At 63.7% G+C, this 16,685-nt stretch carries 16 protein-coding genes and 1 pseudogene; 4 read left to right on the top strand and 13 right to left on the bottom strand.

Going from position 1 to position 16,685, the window contains the following annotated elements; all coding sequences use genetic code 11:
• Positions 1-63 precede the first annotated feature (63 nt).
• Both RGUI_RS06005 and RGUI_RS06010 read right to left on the bottom strand, forming a co-directional pair.
• Positions 64-1,338 carry a PotD/PotF family extracellular solute-binding protein gene (locus tag RGUI_RS06005; RefSeq protein ID WP_081532218.1) on the bottom strand — a complete coding sequence of 425 codons (1,275 nt, stop codon included), beginning with the start codon at positions 1,336-1,338 and terminating at the stop codon, positions 64-66.
• A 29-nt stretch (positions 1,339-1,367) separates the two neighbouring features.
• A complete protein-coding gene (locus RGUI_RS06010) occupies positions 1,368-2,351 on the bottom strand; it encodes an ABC transporter ATP-binding protein (protein ID WP_081532219.1) in 984 nt (327 codons plus the stop codon).
• 238 nt (positions 2,352-2,589) lie between these two features.
• Between RGUI_RS06010 and RGUI_RS06015 the strand changes: the two genes are divergently transcribed.
• The 4 genes from RGUI_RS06015 to RGUI_RS06030 all read left to right on the top strand — a co-directional run bounded on the left by RGUI_RS06015 (position 2,590) and on the right by RGUI_RS06030 (position 5,718).
• Positions 2,590-3,300, top strand: coding sequence for a GntR family transcriptional regulator (locus RGUI_RS06015; protein WP_081532220.1), 711 nt, complete (start codon positions 2,590-2,592; stop codon positions 3,298-3,300).
• A complete protein-coding gene (locus tag RGUI_RS06020; protein WP_081532221.1) occupies positions 3,297-4,124 on the top strand; it encodes a GNAT family N-acetyltransferase in 828 nt (275 codons plus the stop codon). Before RGUI_RS06015 ends, RGUI_RS06020 begins: the two co-directional genes overlap by 4 nt.
• A 148-nt stretch (positions 4,125-4,272) precedes the next feature.
• Positions 4,273-5,142 (top strand): acetylglutamate kinase, encoded by an 870-nt coding sequence (gene argB, locus RGUI_RS06025; protein ID WP_081535985.1) that lies wholly within the window; start codon positions 4,273-4,275, stop codon positions 5,140-5,142.
• A gap of 69 nt (positions 5,143-5,211) precedes the next feature.
• Positions 5,212-5,718 (top strand): histidine phosphatase family protein, encoded by a 507-nt coding sequence (locus RGUI_RS06030; protein ID WP_081532222.1) that lies wholly within the window; start codon positions 5,212-5,214, stop codon positions 5,716-5,718.
• Between the two features lie 18 nt (positions 5,719-5,736).
• Here the strand turns inward: RGUI_RS06030 and RGUI_RS06035 are convergent, their stop codons facing one another.
• The 11 genes and pseudogenes from RGUI_RS06035 to RGUI_RS06085 form a co-directional block, all read right to left on the bottom strand.
• Positions 5,737-6,108 carry a 2Fe-2S iron-sulfur cluster binding domain-containing protein gene (locus tag RGUI_RS06035; protein WP_081532223.1) on the bottom strand — a complete coding sequence of 124 codons (372 nt, stop codon included), beginning with the start codon at positions 6,106-6,108 and terminating at the stop codon, positions 5,737-5,739.
• Positions 6,109-6,344: 236 nt separating this feature from the next.
• The gene (locus RGUI_RS06040; RefSeq protein WP_081532224.1) at positions 6,345-7,136 is read right to left on the bottom strand and encodes an amino acid ABC transporter ATP-binding protein; all 792 of its coding nucleotides are present in this window, start codon (positions 7,134-7,136) and stop codon (positions 6,345-6,347) included.
• 12 nt (positions 7,137-7,148) lie between these two features.
• Positions 7,149-8,449, bottom strand: a pseudogene (locus RGUI_RS06045) (amino acid ABC transporter permease).
• Between the two features lies 1 nt (position 8,450).
• Positions 8,451-9,707 carry an amino acid ABC transporter permease gene (locus RGUI_RS06050; protein ID WP_081532225.1) on the bottom strand — a complete coding sequence of 419 codons (1,257 nt, stop codon included), beginning with the start codon at positions 9,705-9,707 and terminating at the stop codon, positions 8,451-8,453.
• 144 nt (positions 9,708-9,851) lie between these two features.
• Positions 9,852-10,871: an amino acid ABC transporter substrate-binding protein gene (locus RGUI_RS06055; protein WP_081532226.1), complete on the bottom strand. Its 1,020-nt coding sequence runs from the start codon at positions 10,869-10,871 to the stop codon at positions 9,852-9,854.
• Positions 10,872-11,107: 236 nt separating this feature from the next.
• On the bottom strand, positions 11,108-11,821 hold the full coding sequence (locus RGUI_RS06060) for an ATP12 family chaperone protein (RefSeq protein WP_081532227.1): 714 nt from the start codon (positions 11,819-11,821) through the stop codon (positions 11,108-11,110).
• Positions 11,814-12,488 (bottom strand): HAD-IA family hydrolase, encoded by a 675-nt coding sequence (locus RGUI_RS06065; protein WP_081532228.1) that lies wholly within the window; start codon positions 12,486-12,488, stop codon positions 11,814-11,816. The genes RGUI_RS06060 and RGUI_RS06065 overlap by 8 nt, the downstream gene beginning before the upstream one ends.
• The gene (locus RGUI_RS06070) at positions 12,485-13,528 is read right to left on the bottom strand and encodes an RluA family pseudouridine synthase (protein WP_081532229.1); all 1,044 of its coding nucleotides are present in this window, start codon (positions 13,526-13,528) and stop codon (positions 12,485-12,487) included. The genes RGUI_RS06065 and RGUI_RS06070 overlap by 4 nt, the downstream gene beginning before the upstream one ends.
• Positions 13,525-13,905: a fluoride efflux transporter CrcB gene (crcB, locus tag RGUI_RS06075; RefSeq protein WP_081535986.1), complete on the bottom strand. Its 381-nt coding sequence runs from the start codon at positions 13,903-13,905 to the stop codon at positions 13,525-13,527. Before crcB ends, RGUI_RS06070 begins: the two co-directional genes overlap by 4 nt.
• Before the next feature lie 31 nt (positions 13,906-13,936).
• Positions 13,937-15,253 carry a replication-associated recombination protein A gene (locus RGUI_RS06080; protein ID WP_081532230.1) on the bottom strand — a complete coding sequence of 439 codons (1,317 nt, stop codon included), beginning with the start codon at positions 15,251-15,253 and terminating at the stop codon, positions 13,937-13,939.
• A 23-nt stretch (positions 15,254-15,276) separates the two neighbouring features.
• Positions 15,277-16,659, bottom strand: coding sequence for a Do family serine endopeptidase (locus tag RGUI_RS06085; protein ID WP_081532231.1), 1,383 nt, complete (start codon positions 16,657-16,659; stop codon positions 15,277-15,279).
• Positions 16,660-16,685: the final 26 nt, after the last annotated feature.

Consider the following 16,685-nt stretch of genomic DNA (forward strand, 5'->3'; position numbering starts at 1 on the left):
AGGGGCCGGGCGGAAACCGGCAGGCGTGAACCCCCGCCCGACCCCGTCTTGCGGTTCATGCCATCAGGCGGCGATGAACTCGTTCCACTTGCGGACCATGTACTGGTTTTCGTCCATGACCGCGTTCCAGCAGGCGACAGCCCCCATCCGGTCGTAGAAGGACCCGCCGTCGCGGGTTTCGCCGGCCCCGGCCAGCTTGTCGCCGAACGGGTTGGTGATGTCGCCCTCGGCGGGCTTTCCCTCGAACCAGTAGCCCCACTCGTCGGCGCTCATGTAGTTCTTCGACGTCTCCGGCACGGCGGAGTAATAGCCCTGCCGCATCAGGAACCCGCCGACCCAGCCGTCGAGATACCAGTTGATGTATTCGTAGGCCGCGTCGAGTTCCAAACCGCTGAGGTTCTTCGACAGGCCGATGCCGCCGCCCCAGGAGCGATAGCCCTCTTCCAGCGGCTGGTAGACACACGGGATGCCGCGCGACTTGACCGCGGTGATGGCGGGCGACCACATCGACTGGATCACCACCTCACCCGAGGCCATCAGGTTCACGGATTCATCGAAGGTCTTCCAGAAGGCGCGGAACTGGCCGGCCTTCTTGGCCTCGGTAAAGATCGCCATGGTCTTGTCGATCTCTTCGCGGGTCATGTTGCCCTTGTCACCGTACTGGATCTCCCCCATCGACTCGCAGACCATCGCGGCATCCATGATCCCGATGGAGGAGATGTCGAGGATCGAGGCCTTGCCCTTGAATTCGGGGTTGAGCAGTTCGTGCCAATGGGCGATGGGACGGCCGATCAGGTCGGGACGGATGCCCAGCGTGTCGGCGTTGTAGATCGTCGGGATCAGCGTCATCCAGCCGGTCTCGCTGTCGGCAAAGGTCTTGCCGTCCGGCCCGTCGGTGAAGCCCACGGTGTGCGGTGCGGTGCCCTGGGCGATTTCGCTTTCAGGTGTCAGCTTGCCGGATTTGAAGATGCCCACGATCTTGTCGTAGTTCTTGATCTTGGACGTATCCATCGCCTGCAGGTTGCCGGTCGGCCAGACCTTCTTGCAGATCCAGTATTCGATATCGGCGATGTCGAAGCTTTTCGGCTGGGTCGCGGCGCGCTGGGTCACCGCGTCGGAATCGAGCGCGGTCATCTCAAGCGTGAAGCCGAGGTCTTCCTTCACCTTCTGCGCCACCTCGTTGAGGTTCGACACGCCGGTGCCGAACTGGCGCAACGTGACGTCCTTGATGTTCTGCGCCCAGATCATCGGCGCGGGGAAGGCGCTTGCCGCGGCCCCGGCGGCGGCGCCTTTCAGCAGGCTGCGCCGGCTGAGCCCGGCGGATTTCGTCTCGGTCATGGGTACACTCCCTGTGGATTGAGTGGGTATCACGCCGTCAAGGCGTGGAGGTTCTGCTCATCCCAACTCAGCCCGACACCGTCGCCGGGCTGGATGGGTTTGGCGAAATAGCGGTGTTCAGGGACGATGGCCGTGATCTCCTGCTCCCCCGCGGCCATCAGGGTCAGCGCCACGCTTGATCCCTGATACTCGATGCCCGTCACATGTCCGTCGAGTTGGCCCTGTGACGGCTCCGTCACCGCGATCTGGTCGGAGCGGATCGCGAAATGGCCCTGCGGCAGCGCGATGACATTATGTCCGCCCATGAAGCGCGCCACGAATTGCGTCTTCGGTTCGTTGAACACCACGCGCGCGGGGCCGGCCTGTTCGATGACCGCGTTGTTCATCACAACGATCTCGTCGGCGAGCGCCAACGCCTCGTCCTGCCCGTGGGTCACATGCAGGAAGGTGATGCCAAGCTCCCGCTGCAGGCGCTTCAACTCACCCCGCATCCGGATACGCAGGAACGGATCGAGCGCCGACAGCGGTTCGTCGAGGAGCAAGACCTGCGGATTGGTGATCAGCGCCCGCGCCAGCGCCACGCGCTGTTGCTGCCCGCCCGACAACTGTGCCGGCAGACGCTCCGCAAAATCGGTCATGTGAACGAGGTCCAGCATGTCCATCGCGCGCTTGCGGCGGGTGTCGCGGTCAACGCCTTTCATCTTGAGGCTGAAGGCAACGTTGTCGGCCACGCTCAGATGCGGGAACAGCGCATAGTTCTGAAACATCATCGCGGTGCCGCGTTTGGCTGGCGGCAGGCCCGAGATATCTTGCCCGCCAAGCACAATCGCGCCGTCCGACACCTCCTCGTGCCCGGCGATCATACGCAAGGTCGAGGATTTTCCGCACCCCGAAGGCCCAAGCAGGCAGGCATAGCTGCCCGCATGAAACAGGTGGTTTATACCCGCCACGGCAACGGTGTCGCCATAGCGCTTGGTCAGGCTGACAAGTTCCAGGTCGAGTTCTGTGCGCATCGAAATTCCCTGTCCAGTACAAGAAGATTGCGACAGCGCGCCGCAGGTTGAAAAGGCCATCACCGTCAGACCTGCTGAAAATTCTGCACTTGCCCAACAAAGCGGCAGCCGCCCACAGCTATGTCTGCAAACTGCACTGCGATTGTATACAATCTTAACCCTCTTTCCGAACCGAAAAGCGAATCTTGTGATCCGCTGCCGTGCGCGCGACACAGGAAGGGACAGGAGGGCTGCGGAGATGAACACGCAACGCCGCACGGCCGGCAAGGAAAGCAAACAGTCCTCCCGCGCGCGCAACGTGGCCGAGGATCTGACACGGGCAATCCATGAACATCGCCTGGGCCCCGGCATGAAACTGTCCGAGGACGAGGTGGGCGAAATCTTCGGGGTCAGCCGAACCATCGTGCGCACGGCCTTGCAGGCGCTGGCCCATGACCAGTTGGTCACGATCGAACCCCATCGCGGGGCCTTTGTCGCGCATCCCTCGATCCGCGAGGCACGCGAGGTGTTCGAGGCCCGCGCGCTTCTGGAACCGCGCACCGCAAACTCCGCCGCTGTCCGGGCCACCGGTGCGGATGTCGCGATCCTGCAGGATCATATCGACGCGGAACACGCCGCACTGGCCGAGGGCCGCACGGGTCAAGCGCTCCGTCTTTCCGGACAGTTCCATATCGAGATCGCCCGCATCGCCGACCAGAGCACGATTGCCGAATTCATCGGGCAACTCGTCTCCCGCTCCTCTCTGGTCATCGCGCTATACTGGAAACGCCGCACGGCGCTGTGCGAAAGCCACGCCCATGACGCATTGGTCAAGGCGATTGCCGATCATGACCCCGAGAGGGCAGAAGAGTTGATGAAGGGGCACCTGCTTGATCTCTTGTCCTCTCTCGACCTGCAGGAGGGACCGCGTGCGCCCAAATCGCTGAAGGAGGCATTGAAGGGCCAATGAAGCTGAGGCAGATGAGCCGCGCAGAACTGGATATCGTGCTGCACTGGGCGGGCGAAGAGGGATGGAACCCCGGCCTTGACGATGCGGATGCGTTCTACGCCACCGATCCGGGCGGGTTCTTCGTTGCCGAGGTGGCTGGCGCCCCCGTCGCCGCGATCTCCGTCGTGAATCATTCCCCGGGTTTCGCCTTCCTCGGGCTTTACATCTGCCGGCCCGACCATCGCGGGCAGGGCATCGGATACGCCCTATGGCAACATGCCCTTGCCCATGCCGGGGCGCGGACGATCGGGTTGGACGGGGTGCCGGCGCAGCAGGAGAACTACCGCCGCTCGGGCTTTGTGCTTGCCGCGCAGAACCAGCGGTTTTCCGGCGTCCTGTCGTTGGGCGAGGGCACAGCCCTGCGCCCGGTCACGCCCGACGACCTGCCCGCCCTGATCGACCTTGAGGCCGCGGCGAACGGATACCGGAAGGAAGCGTTCCTGTCCGCCTGGCTGCGCGATACCGCCACGCGGCAAACCTATGTTCTGGCCGGGGCGGAACCTCCGGCGGGCTTCGTCACGCTGCGCCAGTGCCTGTCGGGCTACAAGATCGGCCCGCTGGTGGCACCGGGCCTCGAAACCGCCACTGCTTTGATCGCGGGCGCCGGTCGCCTGACCGAGGGCGCCAGTGTCATGATCGATGTGCCAAGCGATCAACCGGCGCTTGCCGCCCAGTGCGAGGCGATGGGCATGGCGCCCTGCTTTTCCACCGCCCGGATGTATCGCGGGACTGCTCCTGGGCCCGGCGCCGAATGCCGAACGATCGCAACGCTCGAACTGGGGTGACGGATCGGCAGCGCTGGTGAGAACACGCCCTCCGATCCCCTACCCGCCTTGCGGCAAATTCCGACGCCCGGGGGGCTGAACGGACAATCCCCCTTGGAACCGCGCGTTGGCCGGGCTAACACATGCGATCAGTGACCGGATCGACAAGATGAAGAAACAGACCGCCATGAACCGCGACTGGATCGCCACCGCCCGGACCTTGTCCGAGGCGCTTCCCTATCTTCAGCGCTATACCGGTGCGATCGTCGTGATCAAGTTCGGCGGCCACGCCATGGGCGACGATGCCGAGATGGAGAGCTTTGCCCGCGACGTCGTATTGATGCGGCAGGTCGGCGTGAACCCGGTGGTGGTGCATGGCGGCGGCCCGATGATCAACGAGATGCTGGCCAAGCTGGGCGTCCAGTCTGAGTTCGTGAAGGGCAAGCGGGTGACCGATGCCGCCACCGTCGAGGTGGTCGAGATGGTCCTGTCGGGCCGCGTGAACAAGCGCATCGTGCAGGCGATCAACGATCAGGGCGGCAAGGCCGTGGGCCTGTCGGGCAAGGATGGCGCGCTGATGACCTGCGACCAGACCGACCCGGCGCTGGGCTTCGTGGGCACCCCGGCAGAGATGAACCCCAAGGTTCTGCGACAGTTGTTCGAGGCTGGGATGATCCCGGTCGTCGCGCCCATCGGCGCCGGCCGGGACGGAGAGACGTTCAACGTCAACGGCGACACCGCAGCCGGGGCGATTGCGGCTGCGCTGAAGGCGGATCGCCTGCTGCTGCTGACCGATGTGGCCGGGGTCAAGGATGAAAGCGGCGAGGTCGTCACCGAACTTACGCCCGACCACATCCGCGACCTGACCGACAAGGGCGTGATCGCGGGCGGCATGATCCCCAAGACCGAAACGGCGCTGGCTGCGATCGATGGGGGCGTGCGCGCGGTCGTGATCCTTGACGGGCGGGCACCGAATGCCTGTCTCTTGGAACTTTTCACCGATCACGGCGCCGGGTCGTTGATCCGTACGCCGCGTTGAACGCACTAGGCGGGGGGAACAAGCTGTGACAGGATACCCGAACCTGAGATGCCGTGAAGCCTGCCGCCGATGACATTGCAGTTGATCCTCGTCCGCCATGCGAAATCCAGCTGGGACGATCCGCTTGAGGACGACCACGAGCGTCCGTTGAATACCCGCGGTCAGGGCGCGGCGCCCATCGTCGGCAAATGGCTGGCTGAACGCGGCTACATGCCGGCAGAAGTGGTCAGTTCCACGGCACGCCGAACGCTGGAAACCTGGGAACGCATGGCCCCCATTCTCGGGGAATCGACCGTCATGCGGCGCGACCCAGGACTTTACCACGCCACGTCGGAGCGGATGCTGGAGGTGCTTAACAACTGCGCGGCGTCGCCGGTGTTGATGCTGGGGCACAATCCCGGCATCGCGCAATTCGCAGAGCGTCTTCTGGTGCGGCCGCTCGACGATCCCAAATTCGCCACCTACCCCACCTGCGCCACGCTGGTCGTGGAGTTTGACGGCGAAGACTGGAGCGAGGTCGTTTTCGGCACCGGCCGGGCGCTGGATTTCATCACGCCCAAACAGATCACCGACTGACCCCGCTCCTGCCCCTTCTTAGTCGGCACCACCCGGGTTGCCGGTGAAGCTGATCGTCACGTCCTCGTCACGTGCGATGAACTGGCAGGCCAGGCGATAGCGCGGCGGCATGTCGTTCACCTCGGCATTCTCGATCTCCTCGGCGGTGATCTTGCCCAGTTCTTTCAGCGTCGACTTTTCCTTGTCGGTCAGCATGACACCCTTTTTCTTCTCGGGGTTGTCATAGGTGACCTCGATCAGGCAGGAGCCGCAGTTGCCGTCCCGGCACTCGAACGGGATCGGAATCTTGTTGTCTTCGGCCAGTGCCAGCGCCGTCTTGGTGTCGCCGGCGACGCCGTAGACAGTCTTGTCCTTGTGCATCAGCGGAGAGGTAAAGGTGATGATCGCCATGTCGCTTCAGTCCCTTGGCTTTGCCCGTCCCGCAGGTACGGTCGGGCGGTGGTGGTTGGTTCGAACCGTTCGCACGTATCCATCGCTTGTTAAGCAAGGTCCGTGCCAGCGCTGCGGGGCAGCATCCGCGCCCATCGTACGGTTTTCGTTGGAAAAGCGACATTGCGCGGTGACCAAAACGACAAGGGGGCACCGTGCTGTTCCACGATGCCCCCTTGCATGTCGATTTCGGCCATTCAGTGCCCGAGGATCTGGCTGAGAAACAGCTTGGTCCGATCCGATTGCGGGTTGTTGAAGAACGCCTCCGGTTCGTTCTGCTCCACGATCTGGCCCTGGTCCATGAAGATCACCCGGTTCGCCACCTGACGGGCAAAGCCCATTTCGTGGGTGACGCAGATCATCGTCATGCCCTCTTCGGCCAGCTCGATCATGGTATCGAGCACTTCCTTGATCATCTCTGGATCAAGCGCCGATGTCGGTTCGTCGAACAGCATGATGTTGGGTTTCATGCAAAGCGACCGGGCGATGGCCACCCGCTGTTGCTGACCGCCCGACAACTGGCCGGGATACTTGTTGGCCTGTTCGGGGATCTTGACCTTTTCAAGGAAGTGCATGGCGGTTTCCACCGCCTCTTTCTGCGGGACCTTGCGCACCCAGATCGGCGCCAGCGTGCAGTTTTCCAGAATGGTCAGATGCGGGAACAGGTTGAAGTGCTGGAACACCATCCCGACCTCTGACCGGATCTTGTCGATGTTCTTCAGATCAGAGGTCAGTTCCACACCGTCCACGACGATCCGGCCCGACTGGTGTTCCTCCAGCCGGTTGATGCAACGGATCAGCGTCGACTTCCCCGACCCCGACGGGCCACACACGACGATGCGTTCGCCCTTGTTGATCGTCAGGTTGATGTCGCGCAGCACGTGGAACGACCCGTACCACTTGTTCATGCTGTCGATCTGGATCGCCACCTCGTCCGAGACGGTCAGTTTGGATCGGTCGATTTCGCGGTCCACGGCAAGTTCAGACATTGGCAAACCTCCTCAGCGGCGCTCGGTCTGAAGCTTGCGCTCCAGATACATCGAGTAGCGGGACATGGAGAAACAGAATACGAAGAACATGAAGGCGATGAAGCCGTAAAGCTCCCACACGATACCGTTCCATTCGGCATTCGCCCGGATCGAGTTGGACAGGCCCAACGGGTCCAGCAGCCCGATGATCGACACCAGCGTGGTGTCCTTGAACACCCCGATAAAGGTGGACACGATCCCGGGGATGGAGATCTTCAGCGCCTGAGGCATCACGATCAGCCGCTGCGCCTTCCAGTAGTCGAGGCCCAGCGCATCGGCGGCCTCGTACTGGCCCTTGGGCAACGCGGCCAGCCCCCGCGCACGACCTCTGCCATATAGGCGGAGGCGAAGATCGTCACCATGATGATGACCCGCAGGATGATGTCGAAATTCGTACCCGGCGGCATGAAGTAGTTCAGCAGAACCGACGCCACGAACAGGAGCGTGATCAGCGGCACGCCGCGGATCAGTTCGATGAAGCCCGTGCAGATGGAGCGGATGATGAACAGGTTCGACTGACGGCCCAGCGCCAGCAGCACGCCGATGGGCAGAGACACGGTGATCGCGACAAGCCCGATGGTGATCGACAGCATGAAGCCACCGAAGTTGCGGCTTGGCACCGCCTCGATCCCCAGCGGGATGATCCCCTGCATCAGTTGCGACCAGCCCGCGGCAAGGAACAGCCACCAAAGGACCGGCACGGCCCCGGCCGCAAGCGCGGCGACCAGCGGACCGAAGCGCGGCGCGGCTAGGCGGAAGGCCAAGGCCCCGAACACGAAGCCAAGCGCGGCCGCCACGGGCGTCCACAACGTGCCGCCCCAAAGAAGCCACGGCACGAGGAAGGGCGCCACCAGCGAAAACCGCAACATGATCCGTGGCAGGGCCGTGAACAGGACAGGCGCCAATGCGGTCATCGCAAGCGCGAAGGCAAGGATGGGGCGCCAGTAAAGCTCTGACGGATAGAAGCCGAAGATCAGTTGCAGCCAGCGTTCCCGGATCACGGCAAGGCAGGCGCCATCAGCCGTCGCCCCGTAGGCCGCCTTGATCTGCTGGCGGCATTCGTCAAGCGAATTGGCCGTCCAGCTTGAATGCAGAAGCCAAGGCAGGATTTCGGACAGGACAGAATAGATGAAGGCCAGCGACAGAACCGTCAGAATGCCGTTCAGCCAACTTGAGAACAGGTTCTCCCGCAGCCAGCCGATCACGCCAACCGAGGACGCGGGAGGCGCCTGCTCTGGGACCATCTCCGTGCGGACAAAGGAAACGTCGCTCATCCTACCGCTCCACCAGTTTGACGCGGGAATTGTACCAGTTCATCACCAGCGAAATCGCCAAAGAGATCATCAGGTAGCACAGCATCAGCAGCAGAACGCATTCCAGTTCGCGCCCGGTCTGGTTCATGGTGATGCCGCCCAGCGTGCCGGTGATGTCCATGTAGCCCACGGCGATCGCCAGCGACGAGTTCTTGGTCAGGTTCAGATATTGCGAGATCAGCGGCGGGATGATCACACGCAGCGCCTGCGGCAGGATCACGAGGCTCATGATCCGGTTGGGGCGCAGGCCCAGCGCCGCCGCGGCCTCGGTCTGACCCTTGGAAATGGCAAGGATACCGCCGCGCACGATCTCGGCGATGAAGGCGGCGGTGTAGAAGCTGAGTGCCAGCCACAGCGCGATCAGGGAGTTGCGCATGTGAACGCCCCCCTGAAAGTTGAAGCCCTTCAGCGCGGGATAGCCAAGGTGAAAGCCCAGCGCGACCAGCAGGATGACAACAGGGACCGCGACCACGCCAAGGCGCAGATACCACGTTGTCGGACGCACCCCCGATTCATTCTGGATGCGGTCGGCGCGTGACTTGATCCGGCCCGCCACGAAGAACCCGGCGGCCAGAACGGCAAGGATGGCCAGCAGGTCTATGCTGATGTTGAAGGCCCCAAAGACGGGCAGATCGCCAAGGCTGCGGCTGAACAGCGGCTCGGGGATATAGAAGCCGCGATTGGTCAGTGCAACAGTGTCACCGAACAGCATGAAGGCAGATGGGTCCGCACCGCGGAAATCGCGCGGGGCCGGAAATGTCTCGATCAGGATCGCCATGAAGAAAACGATCCAGAGCAGGACCGGCACGTTCCGGAACATCTCGACATAGACGGTCATGATCCGCGCGACGAGCCAGTTCTTCGACAGTCGCAAGACCCCGATGACCACGCCCATGACGGTCGCAAGAACGCAACCGAGCACCGCCACCAACAACGTGTTCAGAAGGCCGACAAAGGACGCCCTGAGATGGCTGTCCTGGTTGTCGTATTCGATCAGCGTCTGGTTGATGTCGTATTGCGCCGATTCCGTCAGGAAACCGAACTCGATGGGCTTGCCCAGGTCCGCAAGGTTTTGCGCGGTGTTGTTGATCAGCCAGGCCGCGGCCAGCATGAACACCAGCATCGCGACCACCTGAATTGTCAGCGACCGGTACCGGGTGTCGTAAAGCAGCATGCTCAGCCGAAACGAGTCCCGCGGTGCATCCGTAGCTATCGTCATTGGGGTCCCCCCCTTTGGTACGCCGTGCCGACAAACCTTTCCAACAGCGCTGCCGCGGGGCGGCACACCTGACATCGGTTCATCGATCTACTAAAGACAGATAGTCGAAGGGCGCGGATTGTCCCGCGCCCTTGTTGACTTCGCTTACCGGAACGGCGGCGCGTACATCAGGCCACCATCGGTCCACTGCGCGTTCAGGCCGCGCGCCAGACCGATCGGCGTGTTCTCACCGATGTACTTTTCAAAGATCTCGCCGTAGTTACCACCGGCCTTGATCGCATTGACGGCCCAGTCGGCCGGCAGACCCAGCATCTCGCCCAGGTTGCCCTCGGTGCCCAGAAGACGGTTGATCTCGGGGTTGGAGGTCGGCGCCGAGGCCAGTTCGTCGATATTGGCCGAGGTGATGCCCAGTTCTTCGGCGGCAATCAGCGCGTTCAGCGTCCAGCGGGCGATATCGCCCCACTCGTCATCGCCATGGCGGACAAGCGGGCCCAGCGGCTCTTTCGAGATGATCTCGGGCAGAACCACATGGGCGGTCGGGGTTTCAAAGGTCGCACGCGTGGCGGCCAGACCCGATGCGTCGGTTGTATAGACGTCACAGGCGCCGGCAAGGTACTGCTGCTGCGCCTCGGCGTTGGTTTCGATCGGCACCGGCTCATAGCTGATGTTGTTCACGCGGAAGAAGTCGGCGAGGTTCAGCTCGGTCGTGGTGCCGGTCTGGATGCAGACGGTCGCGCCGTCCAGTTCCTTGGCCGAGGTCACGCCCAGTTCCTTGGGAACCATGAAGCCCTGGCCGTCATAGTAGTTCACGCCGACGAAGGTGAACTTGAGGTCCACGTCGCGGGTGAAGGTCCAGGTCGTGTTGCGCGACAGCGCGTCGATTTCCCCCGAGGCGAGCGCGGTGAAACGCGTCTTGCCGGTCAGGTTCACGAATTCGATGGCGGTCGGGTCGCCAAGAACCGCAGCGGCCAGCGCCCGGCAATAGGCCACGTCGAAACCGCTCCACTCGCCATTTGCGTCCGGAGCAGCGAAGCCGACGAGACCGGTATTGATCCCGCAGTTCAGCTTGCCGCGTGCCTTGACATCATCAAGTGTCGCCGCCCCTGCCACACCGGCAGCGAAGCTGGCGATGGTCAATGCGCCAAGAAATACGGATTTGGTCATGTTTACCTCTTCCTGAGTGTCCGTCGTTGGAACGACGGTCTTATGCTGTCCCGTCCCACGGGAATACGATGCGAGAGAACAGACCCCCTCGGCGCTGAGAGTTTGGGCAAATTCCCGCTTATTCGTCAAGGCCACGTTCCGACAGGTTTCGACCAATGTCGTTGCAATCATGGGCCAGCCTGCCCCAATCGGGGGGCGCCCGAAATTTGTGCAGTCACGTATAACTTGAGGGCAGGTCAGGAAAAGCGGGTCAAATCCAGAAACCGGCGGGCCTGAAGAAAATCGCGTTTTTTCGCCTCGGCCACCTCTGCGGCCTCTTCGTCCACGCCCCACTGTTCTTCCTGCCATGTCTCATCAATGCGGGAGATGTCCCACAATGTTTCGACAGGCTGAATGTCTGTCATCGCGGCCAGCCCGATCACCAGGGATCCCGACAAACCCACCAGATCGTGCAAGGCGGTGAGGGTAAAGGCGTCCATCGCAGACACCTGTTCCCGCAGGGTCCGAAGGCTTTCAGGCGGTTGATCGCAGGGAATCACCCCCGCCACCGGAATGAGCGGCGCATCGAGCGCATCCCGCGCCCAATCCAGCAGCGGATCCCATGCCGCGGCCTGCCGCGCGACCAGTGCCTCGGGGCTGTCGGCGCGGTGGCACAGCAGATCGCTTTCGGCATAGGCCGCGATCAGGGCGGCGACCTCGTCTTTCTGCACACTGACCTTGTCGATGGCAGCATTGGCGCCGCGCATCACCGGCATGGTCACGGGGCGGACCTCTCCCTCCTGCGCGTCCCATTCGGCCGCGGCAGCCGCGGCCATCGCGCGCGAGGGCAGAACAAGCGGGTTCTTGGCGGGCGTGCGCACCGGGCGCCCATCCAGATGAACCGTGAACCCGCCGTCGATGTCGGCGACGGACGCGGTTTTCCAGAAACGTTTCAGGGCCCAGTCAGCCATCCGGTCTCTCCCACAGGCGGAGCACGGCCGCGGGCAGATCGGCAAAGCTGTGCACCAATGCGTCGGCCGCGGCCAGCCGTTCGACCGGGTGATAGCCCCAGCCGACCCCAAGCGTCTGCACGCCCGCAGCACGGCCCATTTCGATATCGAATTCGGTGTCCCCGATCATCACGGCATCCGCGGGCGCGACCCCGGCCTCGGACAGGGCCGCCAGAACCATTGCCGGATGGGGCTTGGACGGGTGGTGATCGGCCACCTGCACCGTGACGAAGTGATGCCCGATCCCGTGGGCCTCAAGGATATGGTCGAGCCCGCGCTTTGACTTGCCCGTCGCGATGCCGAGAAGAATATCGTCAACGGCCGCCAGTGCCTCCAACGCCTCCAGCGCGCCGGGGAACAGGGGCGAAGCGCCCTCCCCCACCCGCCGGGCGAAGAAGCTCTGCCGGTAGGTGTCCAGCATCCGCGCGGCCTGATCGGCCGGCAGATCGGGGGCCAAGGTCGCAATGGCCACCGGCAGCGACAGGCCAACCACGCCGATCACCTGTTCGTGCGGCGGCACGGGCAGGCCTTCGGCGGCAAAGGCCGCCTCCATCGCGGCGGCGATGTGGGTCTGGCTGTCGACCAGCGTGCCGTCGACATCGAAGATCACCAGGCGCAGGTCGGTCATTCCATCTCCTCGAACGGGTCGGCGGGCACATCGGCGGGGTCCCATCCCAGCATGTCCCATGTCCGTTGCATATGCGGCGGCAGCGGCGCGGTCAGCGTCAGCACCGCCCCGGTGACCGGATGCGTCAGGCGCAGATGGCGGGCGTGCAGGTGAAGCTTGCGGCTGATCTCTCCGCCCAGTTGCGCGCCCCAGCCATCGCCAAGGTTTTCCTGCCCCGACCCGCCATATTTCCCGTCGCCCACGATCGGATGACCGATCTCGGCCATATGCGCGCGCAATTGATGGGTGCGGCCCGTAACCGGGACCAAAGCGCACCAGCTTGCCCGTCTGCCAAGAGACGACAGAACCGCGTAATCGGTGACGGCGCGTTTCGCGCCCGGCGTATCGTCCACGGCATCGGGATGAAGGCACAGCATCTTTTCGCCCTCCCCCTTCGACCCGTGGCCCGGCGCCTTGACCAGACCGTAGCGGATCGTGCCCATCGCCGGGCTGGGCGTGCCCGCGACGACCGCCCAGTAGATCTTGCGCGTCTCCCGCGCACGGAAGGCGGCGGTCAGGGCATTGGCCACCGCGCGCGTCCGCGCCATCAGCAGAACGCCGGACGTATCCTTGTCCAGCCGGTGCACCAGCCGGGGCTTTTCCTCCAGATCGAAGCGCAGCGCCTCGGACAACCCGTCGACATGGCGGGTCTGGCCGCTGCCACCCTGCACCGGCAGGCCCGGCGGCTTGTTCAGCGCAAGGATATGGTCGTCGCGGAAGATCACGCAGTCGCGGATCATCTGCGCGTCGGCCTCGCTGACCTGCGGCTTTGGCCGGTCTTCCACCGCACCGGGATCGGGCAAGGGCGGAATGCGCACCTGCTGCCCCACGTCCACACGTGTCGCGGGTTTGACGCGGCCGCCGTCGACCCGGATTTCGCCCTTGCGGCACATCTTTTCGATACGGCCCTGGGGCACATGCGGAAAGCGGCGGCGGAACCAGCGGTCAAGCCGTTGATCGCCCTCCCCTTCCGCAACCGTCAGGGTCTGCACACCGCTCACGACATCAGGCTCCGCGTAAGCCAAAGGCCCAGCGCTATGGCACTCAGCGAAATCACGACCGAGGCCAGCACATATGTCAGGGCAAGGTCCGCCTGCCCGCGTTCGTACAAGGCAACCGTATCGAGGGAAAAGGACGAGAAGGTCGTAAAGCCCCCAAGGACCCCGATCTGGAAGAACGGGGCGAACTGCGTGCCGCCCTTCTTCGCCAGCACAACGATCAGGACGCCCATCAGGAACGACCCCGCGATGTTGACGAAGATCGTGCCCCACGGAAAGCCGCGCCCCATCAGATGCGTCGCGGCCACACCGCTGAGATACCGCCCCACGGCGCCCACGGCCCCGCCAAGGGCCACCTGTATAATCGTTCCACCTGTCATGGGCATCCCATCGCCGCCCGGCCGCGGCTTGTCAACCGCCCTGCCGCTTGGCGCGCAGCTTGGTGAAGTAGTCCAGCCGGCGCTTCAATTCCCGTTCGAAACCACGCTCCACGGGCAGGTAATAGACCCCGCGCCGCATCCTCTCGGGAAAGTAGTTCTGGCCCGAGAAGGCATCTTCGGCATCGTGATCGTATTCATATCCCGCACCGTAGCCCTGTTCTTTCATCAGCTTGGTCGGCGCATTCAGGATATGCTTGGGCGGCGGTTCCGATCCGGTCTTTTTCGCCGCCGACCGGGCATTCTTGTAGGCCGCGTACCCGGCATTCGATTTCGGGGCGAGCGACAGGTACAGGACCGCCTGCGCCAGGGCGAGTTCTCCCTCCGGGCTGCCCAGCCGTTCATAAACCTGCCACGCGTCCAGACAGACCGTCTGCGCCTGAGGGTCGGCCAGCCCGATATCCTCGACCGCCATCCGGGTAATCCGACGGGCAAGAAAGCGCGGATCCTCCCCCCCTTCCAGCATGCGCGTCAGCCAGTAAAGCGCGGCATCGGGGTCGGACCCACGGACCGATTTGTGCAGGGCTGAAATCAGGTTGTAATGCGCCTCTCCCGACTTGTCGTAATGCGCGGCCCGTTTCTGCAACCGGCGTGACAGATCCTCGGGGGACAGGGCGCCGGCCACTTTCCACGCCGCGACCTGTTCGATCAGGTTCAGCAGCGCCCGGCCGTCGCCATCGGCCATTTCCAGCAGAGTGTCGCGCGCCGGGCCGGTCAGGGGCAGCGCCCGGCCCAGTTCATGCTCGGCCCGCTGGGCCAAAAGCTCCAGATGGACAAGATCAAGCCGGTCCAGCACCAGCACCTGCGCCCGCGACAACAGGGCGGCATTCAGTTCGAAACTCGGGTTCTCGGTTGTGGCGCCGACCAGAAGGATCGTGCCGTCTTCCATATATGGCAGGAAGCCGTCCTGCTGCGCCTTGTTGAAGCGGTGAATCTCGTCAACGAACAGAAGCGTTCCCTGCCCGTTGGCGTGGCGCAGTTTCGCGGCCTCGAAGACCTTCTTCAGATCGGCCACGCCGGTGAAGATGGCGCTGATCTGAACGAAGCTCAGATCGGTCTCATCGGCCAGAAGCCGCGCGATGGTGGTCTTGCCCACCCCCGGCGGCCCCCAAAAGATGAGCGATGACAACGTGCCCGCCGCCAGCATGACGCCCAGGGGCCCCTCTGGCCCCAGCACATGCTCCTGCCCGATCACCTCCGCCAATGCCCTTGGCCGCAGGCGATCGGCCAGCGGGCGGGGCCCGGCCAGTGCCGGCGCGTCGGCGGGTGTCTGATCGAACAGGTCTGCCATTTGCGCAGCCTAGGTCAGACGGATCAGACGCGAAAGCGCAAGACGCTGCGCCGGCCGTTCCTCAGATACTCGATGGTCCATGTCCGCCCGCCGTCTCGAACGGCCTTCGCAACATCTGCAGTATCGTCGATCTCTTTGTCATTGATCCGCAGCAGGACATCGCCGGGTTTTAGCCCGACCCGGCTGCCCACCCGGCCCGGCTCTGTCACAAGCACCCCCGGCATCTCGGCTGACAGCCCGACCTCCTGCGCCACGGCCGGGTTGATGTTGACGACCGTCAGACCTTCCAGAATGCTGCGGCCGCCAATCTTGACCGGGTCGCGGGGCGGTGTCTCTGGCGGGGCGACCAAGGCGACCTTCGCCGACCGCTCACGCCCCTTGTGCAGATAGCCGACCTTGACCGTTTCGCCGATCCCCTTGGCCGACAGGCGGAACAGCAGTTCCTGAGGGGTGTTCACGGGCTCACCGTCGATTTCCAGAACGACATCGCCGATCTCGAAGCCCGCCTTTCGGAACGGGCTATCACTGTGCAGCTCGGCCAGAACGACGCCCCGGGGCAGGTCGAGACCCAATGCTTCGGCAAGGGCGGCATCGACCGCCTGCGCCGACACCCCCGCCCATGGGCGCAGGAACCGCTTTTCCCCTTGCTCGGCCTGTTCGACAAACCGCGCAACAAGATCGGCCGGGATCGCGAAACCAATGCCGTTCGACCCTCCGGAACGCGACAGGATCGCGGTGTTGATCCCGACAAGGCGCCCGGACATGTCGACAAGCGCGCCCCCGGAATTGCCCGGATTGATGGCCGCATCGGTCTGGATGAACAGGCCCCGTCCGCCGCCGATGGAGAGCCCCGACCGGGCCAGCCCGGAGACGATGCCCGAACTGACCGTCTGACCGATGCCGAACGGATTGCCGATGGCCAGAACCAGATCGCCGACCTCCACCGTGTCGGACGCCCGGAACGCCAGCGCGGGCAGGTCCTTCGCCCCCTTCAACCGCAGAAGGGCCAGATCGGCCTCTTCGTCGGCAAGCAGGACGGCAGCATCGAACTCGCGCCGGTCGTTCAGAACCACGCGGATTTGCGTCGCCTGACCAACCACGTGGTAGTTGGACACAACCAATCCGTCCTCCGACACGATCACGCCGGAGCCGAGCGAGTTCTGAACGCGCGGCTGTACATGACCGAAATTGCGGAACATTTCGGAAAAGAAGGGGTCATTCGCAAACGGCGTGGTCTTTTCGGCCACCACCCGCTGGGCGTAGATGTTGACCACCGCCGGAGCGGTCTGGCGGACCACCGGCGCAAAGCTCATCGTGATCTCGCCCCGGCTTTGCGGCACCTGCGTCTGGGCCGCAACCGGCAGGGCGGTGAGAATCATGAACAGGAAGACTGTGAAATGCCGCATGGTCCCGTTTCAGCTGTTTGACATGC

The sequence above is a fragment of the Rhodovulum sp. P5 genome (assembly GCF_002079305.1).
GTDB lineage: Bacteria > Pseudomonadota > Alphaproteobacteria > Rhodobacterales > Rhodobacteraceae > Rhodovulum.